The sequence below is a fragment of the Pseudomonas sp. B19125 genome, assembly GCF_044218855.1.
In the GTDB taxonomy this organism is placed as follows: Bacteria; Pseudomonadota; Gammaproteobacteria; order Pseudomonadales; family Pseudomonadaceae; genus Aquipseudomonas; species Aquipseudomonas edaphica.
Genome location: NZ_CP162589.1, coordinates 4887933 through 4914442 on the forward strand (window position 1 = coordinate 4887933; position 26510 = coordinate 4914442).

The 26510-nt window shown below is 60.5% G+C and carries 24 protein-coding genes; 11 read left to right on the forward strand and 13 right to left on the reverse strand.

Annotated features, from left to right (window positions below; translation table 11 throughout):
• Positions 1-22: 22 nt before the first annotated feature.
• Together AB4P96_RS22065 and AB4P96_RS22070 are read right to left on the reverse strand one after the other, a co-directional pair.
• A complete protein-coding gene (locus AB4P96_RS22065; protein ID WP_017136391.1) occupies positions 23-1201 on the reverse strand; it encodes a TDT family transporter in 1179 nt (392 codons plus the stop codon).
• A 109-nt stretch (positions 1202-1310) separates the two neighbouring features.
• Positions 1311-2501, reverse strand: coding sequence for an MFS transporter (locus AB4P96_RS22070; RefSeq protein ID WP_177033479.1), 1191 nt, complete (start codon positions 2499-2501; stop codon positions 1311-1313).
• 91 nt (positions 2502-2592) lie between these two features.
• Here AB4P96_RS22070 and AB4P96_RS22075 point away from each other — a divergent pair, with 91 nt between their 5' ends.
• On the forward strand, positions 2593-3132 hold the full coding sequence (locus AB4P96_RS22075) for a TetR/AcrR family transcriptional regulator (protein ID WP_395600088.1): 540 nt from the start codon (positions 2593-2595) through the stop codon (positions 3130-3132).
• A gap of 174 nt (positions 3133-3306) precedes the next feature.
• Here AB4P96_RS22075 and AB4P96_RS22080 read toward each other — a convergent pair whose 3' ends face one another.
• The 4 genes from AB4P96_RS22080 to AB4P96_RS22095 form a co-directional block, all read right to left on the reverse strand.
• On the reverse strand, positions 3307-4086 hold the full coding sequence (locus AB4P96_RS22080; protein ID WP_017136394.1) for an ABC transporter permease: 780 nt from the start codon (positions 4084-4086) through the stop codon (positions 3307-3309).
• Positions 4083-5015, reverse strand: a complete 933-nt coding sequence (locus AB4P96_RS22085) for an ABC transporter ATP-binding protein (protein WP_017136395.1) — start codon at positions 5013-5015, stop codon at positions 4083-4085. The genes AB4P96_RS22080 and AB4P96_RS22085 overlap by 4 nt, the downstream gene beginning before the upstream one ends.
• A gap of 134 nt (positions 5016-5149) precedes the next feature.
• The gene (locus AB4P96_RS22090) at positions 5150-5767 is read right to left on the reverse strand and encodes a glutathione S-transferase (protein WP_017136396.1); all 618 of its coding nucleotides are present in this window, start codon (positions 5765-5767) and stop codon (positions 5150-5152) included.
• 56 nt (positions 5768-5823) lie between these two features.
• The gene (locus AB4P96_RS22095) at positions 5824-6495 is read right to left on the reverse strand and encodes a transglutaminase family protein (RefSeq protein WP_099547861.1); all 672 of its coding nucleotides are present in this window, start codon (positions 6493-6495) and stop codon (positions 5824-5826) included.
• A gap of 178 nt (positions 6496-6673) precedes the next feature.
• On the opposite strand from AB4P96_RS22095, the gene AB4P96_RS22100 reads away from it, so the two are divergent.
• Positions 6674-9121, forward strand: a complete 2448-nt coding sequence (locus AB4P96_RS22100; RefSeq protein ID WP_099547860.1) for an acyl-CoA dehydrogenase — start codon at positions 6674-6676, stop codon at positions 9119-9121.
• Positions 9122-9212: 91 nt separating this feature from the next.
• The gene (locus tag AB4P96_RS22105; RefSeq protein WP_010567536.1) at positions 9213-9620 is read left to right on the forward strand and encodes a PA2817 family protein; all 408 of its coding nucleotides are present in this window, start codon (positions 9213-9215) and stop codon (positions 9618-9620) included.
• Positions 9621-9775: 155 nt separating this feature from the next.
• Here the strand turns inward: AB4P96_RS22105 and AB4P96_RS22110 are convergent, their stop codons facing one another.
• Complete coding sequence (locus AB4P96_RS22110) at positions 9776-10708, reverse strand: LysR family transcriptional regulator (RefSeq protein WP_395600089.1); 933 nt, start codon at positions 10706-10708, stop codon at positions 9776-9778.
• A gap of 89 nt (positions 10709-10797) precedes the next feature.
• Here AB4P96_RS22110 and AB4P96_RS22115 point away from each other — a divergent pair, with 89 nt between their 5' ends.
• Entirely contained in the window at positions 10798-11424 is a 627-nt protein-coding gene (locus AB4P96_RS22115) for an alanyl-tRNA editing protein (protein ID WP_138454177.1), read from the forward strand.
• A gap of 248 nt (positions 11425-11672) precedes the next feature.
• Here the strand turns inward: AB4P96_RS22115 and AB4P96_RS22120 are convergent, their stop codons facing one another.
• Both AB4P96_RS22120 and AB4P96_RS22125 read right to left on the reverse strand, forming a co-directional pair.
• Positions 11673-13247 carry an alkaline phosphatase D family protein gene (locus tag AB4P96_RS22120; RefSeq protein ID WP_395600090.1) on the reverse strand — a complete coding sequence of 525 codons (1575 nt, stop codon included), beginning with the start codon at positions 13245-13247 and terminating at the stop codon, positions 11673-11675.
• Positions 13244-13798, reverse strand: coding sequence for a GNAT family N-acetyltransferase (locus AB4P96_RS22125; RefSeq protein WP_170039993.1), 555 nt, complete (start codon positions 13796-13798; stop codon positions 13244-13246). The genes AB4P96_RS22120 and AB4P96_RS22125 overlap by 4 nt, the downstream gene beginning before the upstream one ends.
• Positions 13799-13988: 190 nt before the next feature.
• On the opposite strand from AB4P96_RS22125, the gene AB4P96_RS22130 reads away from it, so the two are divergent.
• From AB4P96_RS22130 to AB4P96_RS22155, 6 genes are all read left to right on the forward strand, one after another.
• A complete protein-coding gene (locus AB4P96_RS22130) occupies positions 13989-14396 on the forward strand; it encodes a biopolymer transporter ExbD (protein WP_017136403.1) in 408 nt (135 codons plus the stop codon).
• Between the two features lie 2 nt (positions 14397-14398).
• Entirely contained in the window at positions 14399-15133 is a 735-nt protein-coding gene (locus AB4P96_RS22135; RefSeq protein ID WP_176991161.1) for an energy transducer TonB, read from the forward strand.
• A 24-nt stretch (positions 15134-15157) separates the two neighbouring features.
• Complete coding sequence (locus AB4P96_RS22140) at positions 15158-17443, forward strand: TonB-dependent receptor (protein WP_395600091.1); 2286 nt, start codon at positions 15158-15160, stop codon at positions 17441-17443.
• A gap of 25 nt (positions 17444-17468) precedes the next feature.
• Positions 17469-18116: a MotA/TolQ/ExbB proton channel family protein gene (locus AB4P96_RS22145; protein ID WP_069788768.1), complete on the forward strand. Its 648-nt coding sequence runs from the start codon at positions 17469-17471 to the stop codon at positions 18114-18116.
• Between the two features lie 56 nt (positions 18117-18172).
• Positions 18173-19390, forward strand: a complete 1218-nt coding sequence (locus AB4P96_RS22150) for a phospholipase D-like domain-containing protein (protein ID WP_395600092.1) — start codon at positions 18173-18175, stop codon at positions 19388-19390.
• 270 nt (positions 19391-19660) lie between these two features.
• Entirely contained in the window at positions 19661-21400 is a 1740-nt protein-coding gene (locus tag AB4P96_RS22155) for a dipeptidase (RefSeq protein ID WP_236447089.1), read from the forward strand.
• A 72-nt stretch (positions 21401-21472) separates the two neighbouring features.
• Here AB4P96_RS22155 and AB4P96_RS22160 read toward each other — a convergent pair whose 3' ends face one another.
• The 3 genes from AB4P96_RS22160 to AB4P96_RS22170 all read right to left on the reverse strand — a co-directional run bounded on the left by AB4P96_RS22160 (position 21473) and on the right by AB4P96_RS22170 (position 24084).
• A complete protein-coding gene (locus AB4P96_RS22160) occupies positions 21473-22021 on the reverse strand; it encodes a hypothetical protein (RefSeq protein WP_099547853.1) in 549 nt (182 codons plus the stop codon).
• 20 nt (positions 22022-22041) lie between these two features.
• A complete protein-coding gene (locus AB4P96_RS22165) occupies positions 22042-22296 on the reverse strand; it encodes a hypothetical protein (protein WP_017136409.1) in 255 nt (84 codons plus the stop codon).
• 126 nt (positions 22297-22422) lie between these two features.
• The gene (locus tag AB4P96_RS22170; RefSeq protein WP_395600093.1) at positions 22423-24084 is read right to left on the reverse strand and encodes a M24 family metallopeptidase; all 1662 of its coding nucleotides are present in this window, start codon (positions 24082-24084) and stop codon (positions 22423-22425) included.
• 77 nt (positions 24085-24161) lie between these two features.
• Here AB4P96_RS22170 and AB4P96_RS22175 point away from each other — a divergent pair, with 77 nt between their 5' ends.
• Positions 24162-25643, forward strand: coding sequence for a PLP-dependent aminotransferase family protein (locus AB4P96_RS22175; protein ID WP_395600094.1), 1482 nt, complete (start codon positions 24162-24164; stop codon positions 25641-25643).
• A gap of 586 nt (positions 25644-26229) precedes the next feature.
• On the opposite strand, the gene AB4P96_RS22180 is transcribed toward AB4P96_RS22175, so the two are convergent.
• Complete coding sequence (locus AB4P96_RS22180; protein ID WP_099547849.1) at positions 26230-26481, reverse strand: hypothetical protein; 252 nt, start codon at positions 26479-26481, stop codon at positions 26230-26232.
• Positions 26482-26510 lie beyond the last annotated feature (29 nt).

Below are 26510 nucleotides of genomic sequence, written 5' to 3' on the forward strand. Positions count from 1 at the left end.
CCACGACTTTACCTAATCGCGCTTACTTATTCGCTAGTCCTGCAATGCATGGCGAAACAAAAAGCTCACCTTTATAGGCGCCCTGCACGGTGCGCTTGGCCACGATCAGCCACATCAGCGCCAATGCCAGCACCAGCACGCTGCCAAAGATGCTGAAAAAGCTCAGGTGCAGCAGACTCGCCAGCTTCAGCGTGGCTAACGCGTAAACCCCCAGCGGGAAGGTAAACCCCCACCAGCCGAGGTTGAACGGAATGCCGGCGCGCAGGTAACGCAGGGTGATCAGCACCGCGATCAACATCCACCACAAACCGAAGCCCCACAAGGTGATGCCGGCCACCACGCCCAGGCCATTGGCCATTTCACCCACACCCGGCAACCCATTGGCGGCGAAAATCGCCGGTGCGTCACCGCCCAACAGCAACATGCCCAGCGCACCAGTGCCGATGGGGCCAAGGGCCAACCAGCTCGATGCGGCCATATTGGCAGGCGGCAGTTTATGCAGGGCCATGCGCAACATCAGGATGGTCAGGATGCTGAACGCCACCGGCAGGGAAAACGCCCACAGCACGTAGCTGGTCACCAGCATCACCAGTTGCGCATGGGCGTCGGCCAAGTGCGGCGCCAGCAAGCCACCGCTGGCGGCAGCGACTTCGGCGGCAACCACCGGCAACAGCCAGACGGCGGTCATCTGGTCGATGCTGTGTTCCTGGCGGGTGAACATCATGAACGGGATCAACACACCGCAGGCCAGGGCCATCGCCACGTCCAGCCACCATAAGGCTTCAGCCAGCGGGATCACCTCACTGCCCCAGCGCGGCAGGCCGAACAGCAGCAGGCCATTGAGAATGGTGGCCAGGCCCATGGGAATGGTGCCGAAGAACATCGACACCGTGGAGTGCCCGAAGATGCGTCGCGCTTCGTGGAAGAACATCACCCAACGCGCCGCGTACAACAGGCTAAACAGCACAAACAGGCCAATGGTGAACAGCCACAGCCCTTCGGCAATGGCGTGCAAACCTGGCAGGTTGAACGGCAGTTGAGCCAAGGCCAGGGCCAGCACGCCGGTACCCATGGTCGCGGCAAACCAGTTGGGGGTGAACTGGCGAATCACTTCCCGTGGGCGGGTCAGATGGCTCAAGGGCTTATAGCTTGGGGTTTTGCAGCCTGGGGGCGTGCAACTGGGAGTCGTCGTGCAGGTCATGATGGCAATCCTCTTCCTCGTATGAGGTTGAAGCCATCATAGAACCTGATCGAATATCTATATAACGGGTAATATCTCTATAAGTTATCTACTTTACCAATATACAGCATCACTCTACTGCCGCCTTGGCCCGCACCGAGCTCTGCAGCATCAAACCGACCAAGGCACTCAGGGCCAGCAATATCAGCGCCGCACCATAGCCTTCAGTCGTGACGATAAGGCCGTAAACCTGGCACAAGTAACCCGCCAACAGCGCTGGCAGGCAAAACGCCAAGTAGCTCAAGACATAGAACGCCGACATCAAACCGGCCCGCTCATGGGGCAACGCCAGTCCGACAATGCTGCGCACACTGCCCATGAAGCCGCCGCCAAAACCAAAACCTGCAATCACACTGGCGACAAAGAACAGCCACAAAATACCCATGTGGACGGCCACCAGCAGCAACGCGACGCCCACGGCCAGCAGCCCTGCCGACAGCCGCATGATTTTATCGCCCGGGCGCTCGCGCACGCTGTAGATCATCACCGCGCCACTCAAGGTCACGACCGCCACCAGGCCGCCACCGATCAGGTGCGAAGTGGAACCGGTGGCAGCCTTGATCAGCGACGGCGCCAGGGATGAGAAGAACCCGCCGAGCGCCCACACCGCCACATTCAGCGGCATCACCAACCATAAAGCCCGGCGCGCTTGCTGCGGCACATGCAGGGTCGGCGCCAGCGACTTCAAGGCCCCCGGAATACGACTGACGGTTTCCGCCAGGCGCCACACATACACAGCCTGCAACACCATCAACCCCAACAGCGTGAAGTAAATCAATTGGGTAGGACGCGGCGCGAACTCCACCAGTAGGCCACTGCCCAGCCCGCCGCTGGCCATGCCCAACAGCGGCGCCAGGCTATTGAGCATCGGGCCGCGCTGGCGGTCGGTGTCGAGCAAGGTCGCACTCAGCACCGCCGTGGCCATGCCGGTGGCGAAACCTTGCAGCGCGCGGGCGGCAATCAGATGCGCGGTGCTGTCGGCGTTGATAAACAGCAGCATCGCCGCAATATTGAGCAGCAATGCGACGAAAATCACCGGCTTGCGCCCCAGGTGATCCGACAGTGAACCCACGGTCAGCAACGCTGCCAACAGGCTGACGGCGTATACGCCGAAAATCACCGTGAGCATTGTCGCGGAGAAATGCAGGTTTTCCTGATACACCTGATACAGCGGCGTCGGCGCGCTGGACGCGGCGAGGAAGGTCAACACCGTGATGACCAGGAACGCCAGGCTGGACCGTTGCGAAATAACGCGAGACATGGGCACACTCCACTAAAGCTAATACTTTGCTTTTGCGCAGTGTGCTACCGGCGCGCGCTTAAAGCAAATTCTTTGTGTTAAGGTTTTACGCATGGTGATAAAAGAAGGCCTTCGCCCGGGAGGCCGCAGTGCCCGGGTCCAAGAATCGGTGCATTCGGCAGTGCGTGAGCTGTTGGAAGCCCATGAGCGCTCCAGCGTTACCGTACCGATGATTGCGACGCGCGCAGGCGTCACGCCCTCGACCATTTACCGGCGCTGGGGCGACTTATCCGTGCTGTTGGCCGATGTGGCCCAGGCCCGCATGCGCCCCGACTGTGAGCCGGCGAATACCGGCAGCCTGCGCGGTGATCTGCGGGCCTGGGCCGAGCAATACCTGGATGAAATGAGCTCCGAGCCAGGGCGCAACATGATGCGTGACCTGCAGAGCATTATCACACCGGGTTATTGCGTGAGCATTCTGAGTGGGCAGCTTCAGACGATTATCGATCGCTACCCACAGAGTACGCCGCCGAGCGTGGACCATTTGATCAACCTGCTGGCGGCGCCGACGGTGTTTCGCATTTTGTTCTCGACCGAACCGCTGACGGTGCAAGAGCTGCACGGACTGATCGAGCTGGCACTTAAAGGTTAAACCTCTGCACAAAACCAAAGGTGGAGCTGGCTTGCCTGCGATGGCGGTCTGTCAGTTAAACAATGGCTGCCTGACCCATCGCTATCGCAGGCAAGCCAGCTCCCACATTGACCCTGCCTGCAGTCAATAAAAAACGGCCTCACTTGGAGGCCGTTTTTTATTGCAGCTAACGGCTTAGGTACGCATCCCGCGCCCACTCACCAGCAACCGCGCACAGCCGACATACAGCACCACGGTCGCCACCAGCATAAAGGTGATCGCCACGCTGATCTTGATATCCGACACGCCCAGGATGCCGTAGCGGAAGGCGTTAACCATGTGCAACACCGGGTTGGCCAGCGACACGGTCTGCCAGAACGGCGGCAGCAAGGTAATGGAGTAGAACACCCCGCCCAGGTAGGTCAGCGGCGTCAGCACGAACGTCGGGATGATCGAAATATCATCGAAGTTGCGGGCAAACACGGCGTTGATGAACCCCAGCAGTGAGAAGATCGTTGCCGTCAGTACCACCACCAGCAGGGTGACCCCAAGGTGATGCACTTGCAGATGGGTGAAGAACAGCGACAGCAAGGTCACGATCACCCCCACCATCAAGCCGCGCAGCACGCCACCCAAGGTGTAGCCGATCAGGATGGTGTGCGGCGACACCGGCGAGACCATCAGTTCTTCGATCGAGCGCTGGAACTTGCTGCCGAAAAAGCTCGAGACCACGTTGCCGTAGGAGTTGGTGATCACCGACATCATGATCAGGCCCGGCACGATGTACTCCATGTAGGTGAAGCCACCCATGTCGCCGATCTGGCGGCCGATGAGGTTACCGAAGATCACGAAGTACAAGACCATGGTGATCGCCGGCGGCAGCAGGGTCTGCGGCCAGATCCGGGTAAAGCGCTTCACTTCGCGGTAAACGATGGTCTGCAGTGCGACGAGGTTGGGTTGCAGTTCGGAACTCATACCGCCACCTTCGCCAGATTTTTCTCCACCAGGGACACGAACAACTCCTCAAGGCGATTGGTTTTGTTACGCAGGCTCAGCACTTCGATGCTCTGGGCCGCCAACTGGGTGAACAACGCGGTGATGCCCATGGCCTTGTCCACCTGCACTTCCAGGGTGTGGTCATCGACCAGGCGGCTTGGGTAGCCGAGCAGTTGCGGCGCCACCGACAGGTTGTTTTTCAGGTCCAGCAAGAAGGTTTCCACATGCAACTGGCCCAGCAGGTTGCGCATGCTGGTGTTCTCGACAATGGTGCCGTGGTCGATGATGCCGATGTTGCGGCACAGCTGCTCAGCCTCTTCCAGGTAATGGGTGGTGAGGATGATGGTGATGCCCTTCTCGTTCAGCTCGGTGAGGAAGGTCCACATCGAACGGCGCAGCTCGATATCCACACCGGCGGTCGGCTCATCGAGGATCAACAGGCGCGGTTCATGCACCAGCGCGCGAGCGATCATCAGGCGGCGCTTCATACCGCCGGACAGCGAACGCGAAGGCACGTCGCGCTTGTCCCACAGGCCCAACTGAGTCAGGTACTGCTCGGCGCGTTCCTTGGCGATTTTCGCCGGGATGCCGTAATAGCCGGCCTGGGTCACGACGATGTCGAAGGTCTTTTCAAACTGGTTGAAGTTGAATTCCTGGGGCACCACGCCGATGGAGCGCTTGAGCGCCGCCGGGGATTTGTCCAGGTCATGGCCAAAGATATTCACCGAGCCACTGGTTTTGTTGACCAGGGTCGAGAGGATGCCGATGGTGGTGGATTTGCCAGCACCGTTGGGGCCGAGCAAGGCGAAGAAGTCACCTTCGGCAACGTCCAGATCGATACCACTCAGGGCCTGGAAACCGTTGCCGTAGGTTTTGGTTAGCTGCCGGATGGACAGAGCGGAACTCATATCGGATTACGCACCAGAGAAGGGAATAGAAAGAGTAGATGAGCGCGCAGCGCATGTAGTTCAACGGCGGCGCATGACAAGCATGGTGCTTGCCCGCGCCGCACAAGTACAGTCACCTGTATTAATAGTCAGTATTAAGTCAACGCGGTCATCACGGCCTTGCGGTAGGCCGGGCGATCTTTGAGGCGCTGGTACCAGGCCTCTAGATGGGGCATTGCCGGGCGCTCGATGGGCATCTCGAACCAGGCGTAGGCAAAGCAGCCCAAGGGGATATCGCCCATGCCGAAATGCTGGCCGCTGAGGTAGGGTTGCTCGGCGAGGGCCTGGTCAACGGTGTTAAGCGCATCGATACAGGCTTGGCGCCCGGCATTGATGCTGTCCCAGTTCTGTTTTTCCGCCGGGGTACGCAGGATGCCCCAGAACACCGCCTTGAACGGATCGGCGAGCGTCGACGTGGTCCAGTCCATCCACTTCTCGGCGCTGGCCCGGGCTTGCAGGTCGCTCGGGTAAAAATCCGACGCGCTCTTGGCGCACAGATAACGCACGATGGTGTTGGATTCCCACAACACAAAGTCGCCGTCTTCGATCATCGGCACCCGGCCATTGGGGTTCAAGGCCCGGTATTGCGGCGTGTCGACCACACCAAAAGCCCCGCCCGCATCAATTGCCTCATAGTCCAGGCCGAGTTCCTCGGCGCACCACAGTGCCTTCCTGACGTTTGATGAATTTTTACGACCCCAGATTTTCAGCATGACCGCGCCTTATCGTTGATGAACATGGCTTGATGAACGCAGCAGCATACGCCGGTTCACCCGCGGCTTAAATCGCTGTGCATATCGCTGTGCATGTCCTTCAGCGAGATCGGCATGTCGTCGGCAAACAGGTGCGGATAACACTGCTGAATATGCGCAAAGAAAAGCGCTTCGGGCACGTCGCTGAACTGCCCGTGGTCCAGCACATATTCCATTGAGCGCCGGCCCTGGCGGTTGAAGGCGTGGAACACGCTGTCGTTGACCCCATCGAACGCCAGCGGTGGCACGTCGAACAACTCGCACAGTTGACTGTTGAACGCCGGCGTGGCCTTGACCCAACGGCCGTGCAGGTACAACTCGGTATAGCCGTGCATGGCGAACACATCACTTTTGAGCAGCGCGAGCAGGCGCGGTGTCGATAAATGATTGCGCACGTCCGCCAGGCCAATGCGCGCCGGGATCCCGCAATGACGGGCACAGGCGGCCAATAAGGTGGCCTTGGGTACACAGTAGCTCTCGCCGGTGGCCAGGGCAAAGCTGGCACTGAGGGTATTTGGATCACGGCTGAAGGTGTACGGGTTGTAGCGAATCGCCTCACGCACGGCGTAGTAGAGACTGACCGCCTGGTCACTTAAATCCGGGCGGGTTCCGCGATGTTTTTCGGCGAACTCCACCACCGCAGGGTGGTCACTATCGATGAAGCGGCTGGGATTCAAGTACGTATCCATGAGCTTTATCTCCAAGGGAAGCCTTGAGTCTAACGACAGGCCTGCCGTGGAGATAACGACGATTCGGCCAAATGTCGGCGTGCGCCAGCACAACTCGTTACACCCTCGCCACCGCGCTTTTTCGGATGCCGACTAAGCTCCATGGTGGTTTCGCCCTTGGTTTCACGGAGGATTGAATATGCTGTTGTTGTGGATACTGGTTCTGGTGGTCGGCATTGCCTACCTGGCACACCGCCGCACCGCGCCCCTGCCCGCGCTGGGCGTGGTTGCCGTCTACCTGCTGGCGATGGGCGCCTGGAGCCATGCACCGGGTTGGCTGCTGGTCATCCTCTGGGTACTGATCGCCGCCGTGGCCGTGCCCCTGTTGCTGCCCGACCTGCGCCGCCAATACTTCACCAAGCCGCTGTTCAGCTGGTTCCAGAAAGTCCTGCCGCCGATGTCCGAGACCGAGCGCGACGCCATCGACGCCGGCACCGTGTGGTGGGACGGCGAACTGTTCAGCGGTCGCCCCGATTGGGATAAATTGCTGGCCTACCCCAAGGCGCAACTGACTGAAGAAGAACAAGCGTTTATCGACGGCCCTACCGAAGAACTCTGCGCCATGGTCAGCGACTGGGAAATCGGCCAGGCCATGGACCTGCCGCCCGCCGCCTGGGAGCACATCAAGACCCACGGTTTCTTCGCCCTGATCATTCCCAAGGAATATGGCGGCAAGGGTTTCTCCGCCTATGCCCACTCCCAGGTCGCGATGAAACTCGCCACCCGCAGCGGCGACCTCGCCTCCACCGTGATGGTGCCTAACTCCCTCGGCCCGGCCGAGCTGCTGCTGCATTACGGCACCGACGAACAACGCAACCACTACCTGCCACGCCTGGCCCGTGGCGACGATATCCCCTGCTTCGCCCTCACCGGCCCACTGGCCGGCTCCGACGCCGGCGCCATGCCCGACACCGGCGTGATCTGCAAAGGTGAATGGGAAGGCAAGGAAACCCTCGGCCTGCGCCTGAACTGGGAAAAACGCTATATCACCCTCGGCCCGGTCGCGACCCTCCTCGGCCTGGCCTTCAAGGCCCATGACCCGGACCACTTGTTGGGTGAGGAAGAAGACCTGGGCATCAGCCTGGCGCTGATCCCCACCGACACGCCCGGCGTGGAAATCGGCCGTCGCCACCTGCCGTTGGGCGCCGCCTTTATGAACGGCCCCAACTCCGGCAAGGACGTATTCATCCCCCTGGAATTCCTTATCGGTGGCCAGGAAATGCTCGGCAAGGGCTGGATGATGCTGATGAACTGCCTGTCGGTCGGCCGTTCGATCTCCCTGCCTGCGGTCGGTACCGGCGCGGCCAAGTTCACCAGTTTGGTGACCGGCCAATACGCTCAAGTGCGCGAGCAATTCAACGTGCCGCTGTCGGCCTTTGAAGGTATCCAGGAAGCCCTGGCGCGCATTGGCGGCAACGCCTGGCTGATGGACAGCGCGCGCATGCTCACCGCCAACGCGGTCGACCTGGGTGAAAAACCCTCGGTGTTGTCGGCGATTCTCAAGTACCACCTCACCGAGCGCGGTCGCGAGTGCATCAGCCACGCCATGGATGTGCATGGCGGCAAGGGCATCATCATGGGCCCCAACAACTACCTGGGCCGTAACTGGCAAGGCGCGCCGATCTTCATCACAGTGGAAGGCGCGAATATCCTCTCGCGCAACCTGATGATCTTTGGCCAGGGCGCGATCCGCTGCCACCCGTTCGTGCTTAAGGAAATGGCCCTGGCCGGTCGTGAAGACCATGACCAGGCGCTCAAGGAATTTGACGGCCTGCTGATGCAACATATCGGATTTGCCGTGAGTAACGCCGCCAGCACGTTGGTGCTGAACCTCGGCATCGGGCACTTTGAAAAAGCCCCGGGCAACCGTTTGAGCCAGGGTTATTTCCGTGCATTGAACCGTCAGGCCGCAGCATTCGCCCTGCTCGCCGACTTGAGCATGATGTTGCTCGGCGGCGAGCTGAAACGCCGCGAACGCCTGTCGGCGCGCCTGGGTGATGTGCTGAGCCATATGTACCTGGCCTCGGCAGCGCTCAAGCGTTATCACGACCTGGATTCGCCGGATCACCTGGAGCCGCTGTTTGCCTGGGCCATGGAAGAAAGCCTCGGTGAGTCGGAGCGTGCCCTGGATGAGCTGCTGAGCAACTTCCCGAACAGGGTCCTCGGTTGCCTGCTGCGGGTGATCGTGTTCCCGTTCGGCCGTCGTCACACCGGGCCGTCCGATGCTTTGGACGCCGAAGTGGCTGCGGTGATTGGCCGTGCCAAAGGCGACCCGACCCTGGAAGAGTTGCTGGCGGGTTGCTATCGCCCGCAATCGGCAGAAGACCCGGTGGGTGCCCTGCAACATGCCTACGACCTGCTGGGTGCCAGCCACCCCTTGCAGAAAAAACTCCACACCGCGCTCAAAAGCGGCCAGGTCAAACCGGCCGCCGGCGAGCATGCCATCGACGCGGCGCTGCACGCGGGCGTATTGCAACCGGCCGAAGCGCAAACCCTGCGCGACGCCGAAGCCGCGCGCCGCAAGGTGATCGATGTGGATGATTTCAGCAAGGAAGAGCTGACCCAGGCTGAGGGTAAAGTGCGCTGACCGCTCACACCCTATAAAGCTAAGGTCATATAAATACGGGCGCGAGAGGCATATACTCTCGCGCCCGTTTTTGCTTTAGAGGACTTATCTCGTGTCCAACGTCGTTGCCGATCATCTCGTCTTGCTCGACCACTTGCGCAGCATCCTGGTTGCCGTCGGCGAAGCCGAACAGGTGCCCGAGGAAAGCCACACCCTGTTCCTGGAGCGCTTCGACGAATTGCGCGCCCTGCTGCCGATCGACCCGATCGAGAGCCAGTACCTGGGCCAGGACCTGATGAGCCAGGTCATCCTGCGTTACCCGCAAATCGCCCACCTTGTGCCACGCGACCTGCTGTGGTTCTTCGGCGGTGATTGCCTGCACTTCATGCCCGATGAAGAACTGGACCTGTACCAGGCCCTGGAAGAACGTCGTTTTGAAGCCGAACAGAACGATGAACCGTTCGACTGGAACCAGGAAAAACAGCTGCTGGCCATGCCGCAGGATCAGAGCAAGCACTGAGTCCAGCTAAGACCGTATGCAGTAAATTGCTTTTCTGTGGGAGCTGGCTTGCCTGCGATGCAGGCGACTCGGTTTGTCAGTTAAACCGAGGTGATACAATCGCAGGCAAGCCAGCTCCCACATAAGCCAGCTCTCACACACGCCAGCGCCCACAATCAGCGGCGGCGCAGTGTCGGCTCCTTCGCCATGCACTCCACCAGATAATCAATAAACACCCGCAACTTCGGTGGCAGATACCGCGTGGGCGAATGCAGCAACCACGCCTCACCATGGTAGGACGCAATAAAGTCCCACTCGGGCAATACCTGCACCAGGCTCCCCGCCGCCAAGGCATGCCGCGCCGTGAAGTACGGCAAGCTGCCAATCCCCACATGCTGCAACACCGCATCCAGGCGCACGCCGGTGTGGTTCGCGGCGTAGCGCCCGCGCACGCCCACGGTCACCGCCTTGGCACCCTGACGAAACTTCCAGCGTGAATCCCCCGGCGTTTCGCCCAGGTAGATGCAGCTGTGTTCCAGCAAATCATGGGGATTTTCAGGCGTACCCTGCGCGGCCAGGTACTGCGGCGTGGCACACAACAGGTGCTCGATGGGTAACAGTTGGCGGCCGACCAAGCCCGGCGGCGGGCTGTCGGTGATGCGGATGCTGAGGTCCACATTGTCGTCGATCAGGTCCACATGCCGGTCTTCCAGGATCAATTGCACATCCACCTTGGGATAGCGCCGCAAGAACTCCGACATATGCGGGTGCACCACAAACCGGCCCACCGCCTTGGGCACGCTGACCCGCACCAGGCCTTCGGCTTCATGGGTGAACTGGCCACTGATCTCCATCACCGAGCGCGCCGCGTTGACCATCTCCTGGCAACGCTTGAACACCTCTTCGCCGCCTTCGCTCAAGCGCAATTTACGCGTGGTGCGTTGCAGCAAGCGTGTCGCCAGCGCCTGTTCGAGACGCGAGATACTGCGGCTCACGGCCGAGGGCGAAACGCTCAGTTGTCGCGCCGCTTCGGAGAAACTGCCGGTCTCCACGACTTTGACGAAAATCGCCATTTCACCCAGCAGTGGCAAAGGAAGATTGATGCTCATGACGCACAGGTCCATTGATAATTGAACGGATTATCACCCATCCACGCACTATTTATACTGCCCGTAGAACCCTGATGCGGATGTAAATGATGACCGAGCGCCTGTTTTTCACCCACGACCACCTGACCGCCGAGCTTGAAGTGCTGAGCTGCACACCCCACGAAGGCCTGTTCGCGGTCACCCTGCAGTCGACGATTTTTCATCCCCAAGGCGGCGGGCAACCCTTTGATACCGGTTGGCTGGGCGACAGCCAGGTGCTGCGCGTGACTCAGGAGGCTGACCGTGTGGTGCATTACGTGGACCAGCCTGTGCAGCCCGGCCCGATCAGCGCACGGGTCGACGCACAACGCCGTGCCCTGTACACGCGCCTGCATTCGGCCGGGCACCTGATCGGCAATGCGGGAGAAAGCTTCGGTTGGATGCCGATCAAAGCCCACCATTGGCCGGGCGAGTGCAAAATCACCTTTATCCGTGGCGAAATGGCCCAGGCCATCGACGCCGAGGCGATCCAGCAACAGGTCAACCAATGGATCGCCGCCGACTACCCGCGCCATATGACCCTGGAAGACGGCGCCCGCGAAGTGGGTTTCGGCGAACTGCCCGCCTACGCCTGCGGCGGCACCCATGTGCAAGCCCTGAACGAGCTCGGCCAAGTGACCATCCTGGCCTTGTCGGAGAAAAAAGGCGCGCTGTCGGTGCGTTACGAAATCAACTGACAGACCACGCGGCTTTTGTGGTCACCGGGCTGTTGTGATGAGCAGGCTGTTGTGGCGAGCGGGCTTGCCCCGCGTTGGGGCGCGAAGCGGCCCTAATACAGTCACCGCGTTTTTTCAGGCAAACATAAGCGCCTGGTTTTGGGGCCGCTTCGCAGCCCAACGCGGGGCAAGCCCGCTCGCCACAACAGCCTGCTCGCCACAAATCCCCCCGCGCTCGCCACGTTGAGTATTTACACCCTACAAGTGCGCTAAACCGCAATCGCCCCCGCTCGCCCCGGCTCCACCACAAACGACTTGAGGGTCGACACCGTGGCGTTGGGATCGCGCGGGTCAGTTATCACCCGAAAGTTCGTCAGCATCTTCTGAGCCGTAAGCTCTACCGACACATACCCTCGCTGGCGGCTGTCGAAAAACTTCACATGCGGATTAAGCGGCAGGATCTTGCTGAACGCTTCAAAGGGCGGGCCATCGGAGGTCACCGAGCTGCCGACAAACTCAGTGGCGATCACTGGCGAGTCCGGGTTGTTGGCGTCGGCGTGCAGGTCAGTGGTCCAGAACGAATGGATATCACCGCCCCAGAACACCGGGTTGCTGACCTTGTGACGCCCGATGGACGCCAGCATGCGTGAACGATTGGCCACGTAGCCGTCCCAACCATCGGTCCAATGGCCCACCTTGTGGTTGCTCAGGTCGCGCTGGAGCAAGGGCGCCACCAGCAAGTCCTGGGCGATCACATTCCACTGTGCCTGCGACTGGGCAAAGCCCTGGTCCAGCCAGGCTTCCTGTTGCCAACCCAGCATGGTGCGGCCGAGATCACGCAGGTCGCTGCAAGTGTTGGCGGCGATATGCCCCTGATGGCTGCCGTTGGCCTGGATGCAGGGTTGCTCGGAGCGATACTGGCGCCCATCCAACACATGGAAGCGCGCCAGCCGACCGTAATCCAGGCGCCGGTAAATGCGCATGTCCGGCCCCTTCGGCACACTGCTGGCGCGCAGCGGCATGTGCTCGTAAAACGCCTGGTACGCCGCCGCCCGCTGCTGGAGAAATTGCGCCACGGGAATCTTCGGGTCTTGGGACCAGCGGTTGGCGTAGTCATTCTGCACTTCATGGTCATCCCAGGTTGCCACGCTGGGGGCAGCCGCGTGCAGGGCTTGCAGGTCCGGATCGGTTTTGTACAGCGCGTAGCGGTTGCGGTAGTCGCTCAAGCTCACCGCGTTACCGCTGCCGTGGGCCCGAAAGACTTTCCCCGAGTCGGCGGCGTAAGAGCTGTCGTAAATGTAGTCCCCGAGAAAAAACACCAGGTCAGGTTGCTCTGCGGCTAAATGGCGATAGGCGCTGAAGTAACCGCGCTCCCAATGCGAGCAGGAAACAAACCCCAGCCGAGCCGAGGCCATCGCCTGCAAAGGTGGCGTGGTACATGCCTGGCCCACCGGGCTCTGCGCGCCGAGGCCTTCGAACTGGTACCAATACGGCCGGCCCGCCGCAAGCCCGGCCACTTCAACATGCACCGAATGGGCGAACCGCTCCGTCGCCAAGACTTCGCCCTGCTTCACGATGCGCGTCATCGCCGCATCACTGGCCACCCGCCAACGCACTGGCACCGCGCGGCTCAAGCCGCCCTGCCCATCCGCTGCGTTGAACAACGGCGCCAGGCGCGTCCATATCACGAAACCATCCGGCAGCGGGTCGCCCGAAGCCACGCCAAGGGTGAACGGGTAATCCACCCCGGCACTGCGCGCAAACGGGCTGAGGATTGAAAACGCGGTAGCGACCGCCAGCCCGGTAAAGACTCGCCGCCTGCCGTGGTCCACTGCGTCATTCACAACGCGCGCTCCCAGTCCTCACGCACGGTGGCAAAGCCCAGCAGGTCTTCGTACACGCCATTTTTGAGAAACGCCTGACGCAGGCAACCCTCGTAGCGCAGGCCGATTTTCTGCATCACTCGCGCCGATTCCTTGTTGCGGCCAAAGCATTGGCTGCCGACACGCTGCAGCCCAAGCTCGGTGAAGCCAAAACTCATCATCGCGCTCGCCGCCTCAGCGGCATACCCCAGGTTACGCGCATGCGCCGCGACCCAGCCGCCCAAATGCCCTGCGTGATGACGAGCGTTAAGGCGCAGGCTGACCATGCCAACCAACTCACCGGTTTCACGCACATGCATGCCCAGGTTCAACAACTCGCCCGCCCGATATTTGTCTGCGGCCCCGGCAATAAAACTCTGTGCAGTTTCCAAGGTATAGGGCGACGGAATGTTGGCCGTGTTGTCAGCGATTTTCGGCCCGTTGGCGAGCATGAAGAGCACCTCGGCCTGGTCCATTTCCAGCGCCCGCAATAGTAGTCGCGGGGTCGACAATTGAGGCAGTGCAGTGGGCATACGCGGCAGCTCTTCAAGTAAATTCCCCCAGAATGTACTGCCTTCGTGTCAATTGCATTACGTCATGAAACCGCAAGGTAAAATCTCTGAAAGACGCGTCCTAGAGCCTTTAAAACGTCAATTAAAGTTAACCATTCGGTCATTTTTGGTTGTTAGCGTGTCGCCCCTAATTCAACGACGGGGTAACAGAATGAGAACCTGGGATGAACCCAAGAAACGCAAGGCACATATCGAGTTGATCCCCATGATCGACGTGATGATGTTCCTCCTGGTGTTTTTCGTACTGGTGAGTTTGAACGTGATCCCCGCACTCGGCATGAAGACCCAACTGCCCAGCGCCAGCAGCTCGCAGCAACTCAAGCCGCAGAATAAATTCATCCTGACCCTGGGCCTCGAAGGCCAGTTGCAACTCGACGGCAAGGCCCTCACGGTCGATGCGTTGGTGCCGGCACTGAAGGCTGCAGAAAAGCCTGATACCAAGTCGACCATCATCGTCAACAGCGACAAAGGCGTAGAGGTTTCGCGCCTGGTGGAAGTCATGGACACCCTGCGCCTGGGTGGCTTTACCTCCGTGTCCATTGCCACGCGTAAGTCTTGATCATGTATGTACTGTTTCGTGCGCGTCAGCTGCTGGGCAGTGTCCCGGCCCTGATCGCCCTGGTGCTGATTGCACTGGGTATCCAGTCCCAACCGTTGAAAATCCAGCCGCAGTACGACGAGTCGGCGGTCGAGCTGGCCCTGGTCGAACCCGAGCCCGAAGTGGTTCCCGAGCCTGTGGTCGAGCAAGAGCCGCCACCGCCGGTGATCGAGGACGAAGAAGCCGAACCGGCCCCGCCGCCGCCACCTCCAAAGCCACTGCCAAAACCTGAGCCCAAGCCCAAGCCGGTGCCCAAACCCAAGCCCGTGGTGGCCGCCAAACCGACTCCCACGCCAGCGCCAGTCGCACCAGTGGCGGCCAAGCCAGTACAGGCCGCTGTCGCGCCAACACCTGTGCCGCCCGCGCCACCAGCACCGCCCAAAGTAGATGGCCAGGCACTGGAAGGCGGTTACCTCAAGGGGCTGCGCAACGAGCTGGACACGTACAAGCAATACCCCACCGGGCGCCAGGCGTCCCTCGAGCGCCCCAGTGGCGAGGTGGTGGTGTGGTTGATGGTGGATCGACAAGGCCGCGTCCTTGATGCCGGGATCCAGACCCCGGCGCCGAGCATGCTGCTCAATCGGGCCGCTACCAATAGCTTGCGCCGCATCAAGCAGGTCAAGCCGTTCCCCGAACAAGCCTTCGGTGGACGTAACGAGCAACGCTTCACCGCCACCTTCAACTACAGCGTGCAATAAGCACCCGACACCAGGACGACAGTGATGAGGTTCACACGTATTCATCTGGCACTCGTTGCCGCGACAAGCATGACCCATGGAGTGGTCATGGCTGATACCAGTGACAGTGACGTCGGCACGATCGGAGTTCAGGGAGGCAAGGCAACCGCGGGGGGCGGTTACATGGTCCAGGAAGAGAGCGCCAAGGGCCGCTCGACCATCACCAAGGAAGCGTTGGACAAACAAACCGCCACCGGCAACGCCATCGACAAGCTCAAATACACGCCGGGCCTGAACATCTCCAGTGAGGACAACACCGGTCTGTCGGGCTTTCGCTTCACCATGCGCGGCATGAACTCCGACCAGGTCGGTATGTCGGTGGATGGCATGCCGATCAATGACTCCGGCAACTACGCGCTGTACTCCAACCTGCTCGGCGATCCGGAAAACATCGACCAGATCTTCGTCACCCAGGGCTCGTCGGAAGCCGACGGCCCGCACATCGGCTCCAGTGGCGGCAACATCGGCATCGTGACGATTCGCCCGACCAAGGAAACCGGTGCGTTCGTTAAACAAGTGGTGGGCAGCAACGCCACCCGCAAGACCTTTGCGCGCCTCAACACCGGCGAAGTCAACGGCCTCTCCAACTGGCTGTCGGCGTCCCACACCGAAGGCCAGATGTGGCGCGGCTCGGGCGCGGTGCGTGCGGACAAGGTGGAGTGGAACAGCTTTTTCGACGCCGGCAACGGCAACACCGCCAACCTGATCCTCAAGTACCACGAGCAGGACAACAACAGTTACAGCCAATTGACCAAGGCGCAGTTCCAGCAGTTCGGCCGCCAGTATGACCCGTACCCGGCCAAGCCGGCGCTGGGCTCCAACGGCAAGATCAGCAGCTATTACGACCTGGCACAGAACCCGTTCCAGACCTTCACCGCCGTGCTCAACACCCAGTACAAGCTGAGCGACAACCTGTCGCTCTCGGTGATCCCGTATTACTACTACGGCAACGGCAGCGGCGTGGGCTCCTCCGCCTATGCGCTCAACAGCGGTTCCAACAAAGGCGGCGTATTCGACCTCGGCAACCTGCCGACGCAGGCCCAATACAACGCTGACGGCTCCGCGACGACGGGCGTCTACTACCGCCCTTCGCGCACCCAGACCTGGCGCCCGGGCATCACCACCAAGCTGAACTGGGACCTGGGCGACCACAGCCTGCAATTCGGCTACTGGTACGAGCGCGCCCGCCAAAGCCAGACCCAGCCGTTCATTGCCCTCAAGAACAGCGGCAAGCCCAGCGACACTTGGCCGGACGCCAGCTCCGTGGTCGACGCCAATGGCAACACCGTACAAGGCCGCGACCGCTACACCGTAACGCCAGCGCAAAAAGTCTGGGCTCAGGACACCTGGTACATCAACTCGGACTGGACCCTGATCGCGGGCCTTGCCTACATGAATGTCGAGCGTGAGGGCACCAACCACGGCAGCCTCACCGAACAACCGGGCAAGGCCAACCAGACCTACAACAAGTTGCTGCCCAACGCTGGCCTGAAATACCAGCTCGACGAGCGTGACCAGTTGTTCTACAGCCTTTCGCGCAACATGCGTATCCCGCAAAACTACGTGCTGTACGACAAAGGCGTGGGCTCCCTGGACTCCAAGCCGGAACTGAGCTGGAACCAGGAACTGGGCTGGCGCTACACCGGCGAAGACATGACCCTCGCCGCCACCCTGTTCTACATGCAGTTCAAGAACCGCCAGCTCACGTCCCTGGACAGCAACGGCGATTCGGCCGACATCAACGCCGGTACCGTGATCAACAAAGGCCTGGAACTGGAGTGGAGCGGCAAGCTGCCGCACAACTTCAACTACTACACCTCCTACACCTATACCAGCTCCAAGCAGCAGGATGACCTGACCGTCTTCAGCGCCGGCAAACCGATCGTATTGCCCACCAGCGGCAAGCAGTTCGCCAACGTGCCGACCAACATGCTGGCGGCCAACATCGGCTACGACGACGGGCGCTTCTACGGCACCTTCGGCGGCAAGTTCACCAGCAAGCTCTACGGTGACCTGACCAACGACGAAGCCATCTCGGCGCGCACCATTTTCAATCTCGGCGCCGGTATCTATCTGCCGGTCGATAAGAAGGTAGTCAAGGACGCCACCCTGCGCCTGAACGTCGACAACCTGTTTGACAAGAAGTACCTGGACGGCGTGTACACCACCAAGACCAACGCGGCGAGCTACAGCGGTTTCCGCGATGGCGACCCGGCTTACATCGTCGGCCTGGACCGTACCGTCACGGTTTCCCTGGAAGCGAATTTCTGATTAATCACCTGAGAGGAACACACTCATGGACATGGACCTGCTGCACCAAATCACCTTCTATGTGATGTACGCCGCGATGGCGATTGCGATCTTCATCACCATCGAACGGGGCATCTATTTCGCCTACGTGCGCCGCCAGGCCCGCGCCCTGACCGACGTGCTCGGCGCCAACGTACACAGCGAGCGCGACCTGCCGCAAAGCCTCACCCGCCGCGACAGCCTGCCCTTGAACATGGTGCTGCCGATCCTCGCGCAGAAGGCCTCCAACGGCTCGCGCAAGGACCTGGACGACGAAATCGAAACCCAGTACCTCAAGACCCGTGCGCCGCTGTCGCGCAGCCTGTGGATCATCGAGACCATCACCACCGCCGCGCCATTGCTGGGCCTGCTGGGCACCATCCTCGGCATCATCGACACCTTCAAGGCGCTGGCCAGCGCCGGCGTGTCCGACCCAGGCCAGATCTCCGGTGGCATCGGTACGGCTTTGTTCGCCACCGGCCTGGGTATCGCCATCGCGCTGTTCTGCGTGGTGTTCCACAACTTCTTCCAGGACAGCCTGGAGCGCATCAACGACCAGCTGAAAATCCTGCTGATCCGTGCGGCCACCGGCGCCCGTGTACAGGGTGAAGTACCGCATCTGGTGCCAACGCCGTTGCACACCCGCACGGCATGACCTTCAGGGCGGGCGCATGATGCGCCCGCCTTTCTTTTTGCCCCGATGAGACGCCTATGTCCCTCTCGATAAAGTTGCGTATCGCAGGCCTGACCGGCCTTCTGTTGAGTCCGCTTGCCCAGGCGGACTTTTCAATTCCAGGGTTTGAACTGGTACACACCGTGCCGGTGGACACTGCGCTGGGGACTGCCGACTTGCGCCAGCCAGGGCCGGTGTGGATCGAGCTGTTTGACGGCGCAAAAAGCAGCATTGATATCGGCCAGTTCTACGCGGCCGACCATCCCGGTTCGGTGATGGACAAGGTGATCGAGCATCTGGAAGCTGCCGGCAAACGGGGTGTGAAGATTCGCTTTCTGCTGGAGGAAAAAGGTATTCGGCTGTCGGAGGCGTCTACGCTGGAACGCCTGCGCGCAATTCCTAACCTGAGCTTTCGCGTGTTGGCCTATGGGCAGTTGAGCGGTGGGATCATCCACGCCAAGTACATGGTGGTGGACGGCAAGCAGGCGTTTGTCGGCAGCCAGAATTTCGATTGGCGCTCGCTGGAGCATATCCATGAAACCGGCTTGCGCATCAGCGATGCCAGCGTGGTCAGCCAGGTGCAGGCGATCTTCAACCAGGACTGGCAAGCCCAGGCCGCCTTGGCGGATAAGCAACCGGTGCCACTGCCCGCTGCGGCCCAGGAGCCTGCGCGCACCGGCAACTACCTGGTGGCCAGCCCGCAACGCTACAACCCGCCCGGCGTGGGCGACTCACAACTGGAACTGCCGCGCCTGCTAAGCGAAGCCAAGAAAGAAGTGCGCGTGCAATTGCTCGACTATGCACCGCTGTCCTACGGGCCGGATAAAACCCGCCCCTACTACGCAGTGATCGACAACGCCGTGCGCGCCGCCGCTGCGCGTGGGGTGTCGGTCAAGCTGATGGTGTCCAACTGGAACACCGACAAGCTGGAACTGCCCTACCTCAAAAGCCTGGCCGTGCTGCCCAACGTCGAGGTCAAGATCGTCACCCTGCCCGAAGCCAAACAAGGGTTTATTCCGTATGCGCGGGTGATCCACAGCAAGACCATGGAGATCGACGGGCAAGTGGCCTGGGTTGGCACCAGCAACTGGTTGGGCGGGTATCTGGATAACTCGCGCAACCTGGAAGTGGTGATGCACGACGCGGCGATGGCCAAGCGCATCGGGCAGTTGCACGAGCAGTTGTGGGAGGGGCCGTATGCCAAGGCGTTGGACGTGATGGCATCGTATCCGGAGCCGCATCCGGGTAAGCCTTGAGCACTCATTTCAAACTTCACTGTAACCCCCTGTGGGAGCTGGCTTGCCTGCGATGGCGGACTGTCAGTCGACAACTTCATTGCTGATCCACCGCTATCGCAGGCAAGCCAGCTCCCACATTTGGTTACTGGGCAACCCTGATATTTGAGTAGGACATTTCCCACATCGAGGCTCCCTATCCCGGCCTTGGTGATGGTAGTGTGTGGAAATGTTTCTGACAGATCGATCAGAAACCTCTTACTCACCGCCTGCAAAGGAATGCCTCTAACCATGCACTTTCCACTCAAGAAACTGGTGGCTGCCACCCTGTTCGCCGCCAGCTTTGCGGCCGTCGCCACGCCTGCGTCCGCCAATATCAGCGTCGAACAAAGCACAGCCATCATCAAGCACTTTGGTGAAACCCCAACCACCGATTTCCGTGGTTTCCTCGGCACCCTGGCCAAGGGCGACCTGGCAAAAACCGACGACGTCGGCCCGGCCATCGAAGCCTTCCTCGCCAACAAACCCCTGAGCGCCGACCAGCAGAACGAAATCAATCGCCTGCTGGGGATTTATACCCGCGTGAAGTACGGCAAGGCCGCGCTGGAAACCCTGCGCGAGCTGGTCGAGATCCCAACCTTCAACATCGACGGCCTGCCGCAGTACAAGAACCCGGAATTCCTCAAGATCGCCGACAAGATCCAGGGCCTGGCCAAAGCCTTCAACCTGAACTTCCGTAACGTCGACAACCGCGTGTATGAAATCTCCCTGGAAGGCAGCGGCGATGAAGTGGTCGGCATTCACGCCCACGCCGACGTGGTGCCAGTGACCCCGGAAAACTGGGTGCTCAAGGACGGCACCAGGCTCGACCCGTTCAAAGTCACCCTGATCGGCGACCGCATGTACGGCCGTGGCACCGAGGATGACAAGAACGGCATCGTGGTGACGATGTATGCGATGAAGGTCATCAAGGAAGAAAAGCTGCCACTGGCGCGCAACTTCAAGCTGCTGGTGGACACCACCGAGGAAACGTCCGGAGACGCCATTCCTTACTACTTCGAGCATAACCCGACGCCGCAATACAACCTGGCGCTGGATGGCGGCTACCCGGTGGTGATTGCCGAAAAAGGCTACGGCACCGTCATGGCAAGCTTCCCGGTGCGCAAAGGTGACGGCAAAGGCGCAGAAATCATCGCCATGACCGGCGGCGCGGCCACCAATCAGATTCCTTCGGTGTCGGTGGCCACTCTGCTCAGCGACAAGCCTGCGGAGCTGGCGGCCAACCTGCAAAAAGCCGGCGACGAATACGCCAAAAATAACGGCGCTGACTTCACCGTGGCGGCCAAGGTGGTGGGCAAAGAGGTCAAGCTGACGGTCACTGGTGTGTCCGCGCACTCGTCCGAGCCGGAAACCGGCGTGAACCCGGTCGCACGCATGCTGGAGCTGATCCACAGCGTCGACGGCAAGATCGCCCTTAAGCACAACCACATCACCGACGCCGCAAAATATGCCGCCGACAACTGGGGCCTGGATTACCTGGGCGGCAAGTTGGGCGTGGGCTTCTCCGATGCATTCATGGGGCCGCTGACCACTTCGCTGACCTTTGTTGGCCAAGACGCCAAAGCCTTCAAACTGGCGGTGAACTTGCGCATTCCCAAGGGCAAGTCGCCGGAAAAACTCAAGGCCGAGATCGAAGAGAAAATCAGCGCCTGGGACAAACACACCAAAGTGGCCATGGACGTCACTTACTCGGTGGCAGAACCGATGTATCGCAACCCTGAAGGTGAGTGGGTCAAAGCGCTGTTGGCCGTGGCCAGCGAAAACCTCGGCATGGAGCACAAGTTCGGCACCTCAGCCGGCGCGACCTCCGTGCATGAGCTGCCCAATGGCGTGCAATTCGGCCTGGCGAAGCCGGACGTGAAGTACACCGGGCACACCGACGGTGAGTTCAAGACCGTCGAGCAGTTCCTGTTGGACCTGCAGATCGTCACGGAAATGATCGGCCGTGTGGGGCAACTGCCGAAGCTCTGATAAGCGCAGGTAAAAACCACAACGCCGATCAACATTGATCGGCGTTGTGATTAAACAGGTCTGGCTTGCGGCCTAAAACATATCCATCGCATTGCACAGCTTGGCCTTCTCTACCGGCACGTTCTGCGGTTTCCCCGTCGGGTTCAGGCGCTGCAATGCAATCAGGCACTGGCCACCGTCCAGCAGGATCAGTTCGTAATCTTGCCCGGCCTTGGGGGTGAAGTGAAAGCTCTGCCTGCAGCTGTAGGAATTGCCGCCAGAAACATAGCCCTCACTCTGGAAGTTCATGGCAAAAGGCTTGTTCGCCGGCACCTTCAGTTCGCTACGCGCCGAGCCTTGCGCCTCCACCCGGCGGTTGCTCTCGGGCATGCCCAGGCTGCGGCCATTATTCTGACCCGCAAAGCCGGATTCGGACACGGCCATCACCCCGGCGCCAGGCACACGCCAGTCGATGCAATCACGGCCCGGCACGCCGCGCGCCATGCCATTGGTGATTACACGCAAACGTGCGGTATCCCCGGATGTGGGTTCAACATAGGCCGTGTTGTAAGCACGGATATTGGAAATATTGCCGCAGCCACTTACGGCCACGGCCAGGCCTGCTATCAGAAACGCTCTCATGGAAATCCTTTTTTTGAGGCTTAACGGCAGTGATAAGGGCTTTCGCTGCGCAGTTCCTCGCCGGTCCGGGCATCGCGAATGATGACCGTCGCCCCCGGCGCATTGAGGCAGAACGCATTGCGTATGGGGTAAATGTTATGGCCCTCGGCGGTGAAGGTGCCGAGCCTGGTTAACGGGGCGCCGGAGGCGTCCTGAGCCGTCACGGTGTATTCACCCGACATGGTCAGGCAGCCGCTCAGTGACAGCAGCAAGGTGGCGCAGATTGCATATTTCACAGGTGATGTCCCTATCGCACAGAAATAATTGCCGTGATTGGCAATGGCTGTATGAGCCGACTGCGCCCATATAGTTCAGGGAAACTCGGGAAACCTCCTACCTAACACCTAGAGTGCCTCAGCCCTTCAAGCTTCAAGCATCAGGATATCTTCAAAGAACCCACCAACCGGCTCGGTGGGGTGGCAGAGCTGGATCTCCAGCACCCACACCATTTCACTCGGTGTGATCTCAAGCTCGGCCAATTCCGTGGTGCCGAACAATGCGTGGGGGAAATCCGCAATACGGTGGCCGGCCAGGTTGCGCGACAACCGCCAGCCCTTGGAAACGGCCCGTTCCTCGGCAAAGTCATAGAGTTCACAGCCGGTCATGCCACGCTTCCAGGCCTCGCGGGTTTCATCGAACACTTCATGCACGGCCTTGAAACAATCGCGGTGCAGCGCTGACTCGCCGAAGACGAAGGTGTCGCCATAGTCGCCCTCGTAGCCGTCCCACACCGGGCCGAGGTCGACCACCACGATATCGCTGGCACGCAGCGGGCGCAGTGGGTCAATGCCTTCTCTCGGTGGGCGAACCGTGTCGTCGCCAAAACGGATGTACGTCGGGTGCCAGGTGTGGGAGGCGCCCATGGCCTGCAACTGCTCGGCGGCCATGTCGAGGGCTTCCCCGGTGGTCATGCCGACCTTGAGCTGGCTGGCAATCGCTGCCAGGGCGCGGATGGTTTTTTCACGAGCGGCGAGCATGCCGTCCAGCGAATACCTCGGGCCGACCTTTTCCCAGGTGTCATCCAGGGTCTTGAGCAGCGCGTCGGCGCTCGACTGGCCGCTGGGCACAAAGGCTTCGGCGATAAACCGATGGCTCGGTAAACCTGCTTCCAGGCACTTGGCACGCGTCTGGCTGATCATGCCGCCATTACCGCAGGCATACACCTGAGCGGCTTCCCAACGGTGCCCGTGGCCTAGCGCGACTTCCTGCACCTTGCCCTGCGAGGCCAATACTGGGTGCCAGTGGAAACGCGGGTGGTCGATGACCGTCTGGTCCAGGAATGCGCGGTCGTAAAAATCTGCTGCTTGCGCGCCGCCCCAGTAAAACGTCACCTCTACATCACGCTTCAAGGCGGTCAGCAAGATCGGCTTGATACCCGCATAGCCGGTGCCGGTGGCAAACAGGACGACCGGCGCAGCGTCATCGTCCTGCCAGGTGCAGGCACCAAAAGGCCCTTCCAGCGGCAACAGGTCGCCGGCCTCAAGGCTGCCCAGCAGGGTCTCGGAAAACAGCCCGCCGCTCACCTGGCGAATCTGAAACACCAGCCGCCCATCGCCGTCGGCCGGCAAGTTGGCGATCGAGAAGCACCGCGAATCACCATCGACCAGGCGGACCTTGAGGTACTGGCCTGCCCGCACGGCCAATGGCATATCCGGCATCACCACCAACTCGATGATGTCGGAGCTCAGTGCGCGCTTGCTCAGCACTGTCGACTCGACGACCAGCGCGGGCGTGTCCAGCGACCAGCCGGGAATTTCCAGGCGCATGTCGGCGCAGGCATGGCTTTGGCACAGCAGCATTTCATTGGCCGCCAGCGGGTAGCTCGGCGCGGGTGCGCCGGGGGCCAGTTGCTTGGCGCGGTATTCACCTTGGGTGACCACCACCTTGCACGACCCACAGGCACCGCGTCGGCACGAGAACGGCACTGACAAACCGCTGGCGAGCATCGCGTCCAGCAACAGCTCATCACCGGCTTCAAAGGTTTTACCCGAGGGAGAGAGTTCGATTACATGGCGTGTGTTCATAAAGACCTCGGAGTAAGTGAGGCCTGATTGTTGCGCTAGACTAGGCCCATTAAAACCTCCAGTTTTGGATACTTCAGATGGTCCAGATGCGTAAGTGGCGCCCCTTGCTCAAACTTGATGACGGTTCAAGCCAAGCCTCCTATCGCAAGATTGCCGAAGGCCTCGTCGCGGCCATCCTCGAAGGGCGGCTGCCGCCCGGCACGCTGCTGCCGGGCACTCGGGAGATGGCGCACCTGCTCGACGTCAACCGCAAAACCGTGATCCTGGCCTACGAAGAGGCCATGACCAAAGGCTGGCTGATCAGCGAGCCGCGCCGTGGCACCTTCGTCAATGCGCAACTGGCGCCCAAGCCCGTGCCCAGTCGCTCGCAACCGTCTTTCGCCCCAGCGCTGGTGCCACAGGCGGTCGTGCCCTACTTCGCCCAGAACGCCCAGGTGATTGCCCTGGAGCACCGGCATGACGCGTTATTTTTCGATAACGGCGCGTGCGATCACCGCTTGCTGCCGCAAGCCGTGCTGCATCGTTACTACCGCAACGCCTTGCGCAGCAGCTTTACCACCAACACGGTGCGCTACGGCAGCGAGGGCACCGGCTATTACCTGCGCTGCGCGCTGGCCGACATGCTGCGTAACAATCGTGGGCTGATGATCAGCGCCGAGAATATCTGCCTGACGCCAGGCACCCAGGTGTCGCTGTACCTCACGGCCAGCCTGCTGATCCAGCCCGGTGACGTGGTGTTGGTGGAGCGCCTGAGTTACCCGCCGGCGTGGGAGATTTTCCGCAAACTCGGTGCGCGTTTGATCACGGTCGACATGGACGATGAGGGCTGCCGCACCGACCATATCGAGCAGCTCTGCCAAACGCATAAAGTGCGCATGATCTATCTCACCCCGCACCATCAATTCCCCACCACCGTAAGCCTGCATGCGGCACGTCGGCAACAGCTGCTGGCCTTGGCGGCGCTGCATGATTTTTGCGTGATCGAAGAAGACTACGACCACGAGTATCACTTTAACGGGCGGCCCTATTTGCCGCTGGCCAGTGACAGCGCGCAACGCCATGTGATCTACATCGGCTCGCTTTCAAAGGCATTGGGATCGACGTTTCGTTGCAGCTATGTGGTGGCGCCTGCCCATGTGATTGAGGTGCTGCAAAAAAGCGCCGCACTGGTGGTGGGCGACACCGATGCCGTCGCGCAGAAAATGTTGGCGGACCTGATCAATGAGGGTGAATTGAAGAAGCACTTGCGCCGTGTTTCGAAAGAATACGCCGCGCGGCGCGAAGTGTTGCAGAGCTGTCTGCACGAGGCGTTCGGCGAGCGTATGCAGGTGCGTACGCCCGAGGGCGGGCTGGCGCTGTGGGTGCGTTTCCAGGATGAGACGAATGTTGACCGGTTAGTGGAGGATGCCCTGGGCCAGGGAGTTGTGGTGCGCAGTGCGCGTCAGTTTTCGCCTGAGGGCTTGGCGGAGAACGCGTTGCGCCTGGGGTTTGCTTCGCTCAATCGGGATGAGATCCGCCAGGGTACGTTGCGCTTGGCGCGGGCCATGATGACGTGTTGAACACAGGCCGAACGCTCTGTGTGGGGGGATGGGTTGTTGAGTACATATCCGTTATTTGGGTGATGGCTGAGTAGGGTTCCGCTCTTACAGCGGGTCACTTTTGCAAGGACCGGAATGCCGGCCCAGTCAAAAGTAACCAAAAGGTCCTCGCCCCAACACTCGGTGCCTCGCTATGGCTCGGCATGCCCGCAATCCGCCAGTGATTTGGGGGGCGATTTCAGATCAAGATCAAAAGCGCAGATCAAAAGACCGCTGACTTCGTCATCGAAAAGGATGTAAGGACCAGAGCAACAGCAACAGCAGAGCCATACTCGGTCTAATGTGGGAGCTGGCTTGCCTGCGATGGCATCAACTCAGTGTGCCTGACACACCGAGGTGCCTGCATCGCAGGCAAGCCAGCTCCCACAGAAAAGCAGTTTTTCAGTGTATTCAGTGGTTACTTTTGGCTGGGCCGGCATTCCGGGCGTTTGCCAAAAGTGACCCGCTGTAAGAGCGGAACCAATAGAAGCCGTTACCGCAGCAACGGATATACACTCAAAACCACCGCCCCTAAGACCGCCTCAAAAGACCTGAAAAAGCACCACCCTCAAAGAGGAAGCATCAAACGAGACCGCTCTTGCACCCGCGCCAACTCAGGAAACTCCAGCAGCAGCGCCCGATTACCCCTGCCGATATGCTCCATGACCGCCCGCGTAACGTATTCACGCACCATCCCGGTCGAGACGTAATACATGGCCCAGGCCTGCTCCGGCGTACAGTGACCGATCTGCTCCTCAATCTCCTTGTACGCCTGATAATCGTCCGATTTCACATCGCACGGGTCATCACGTCGGGCCATGATTTATCTCCCTCTCTGGGATCTATGCG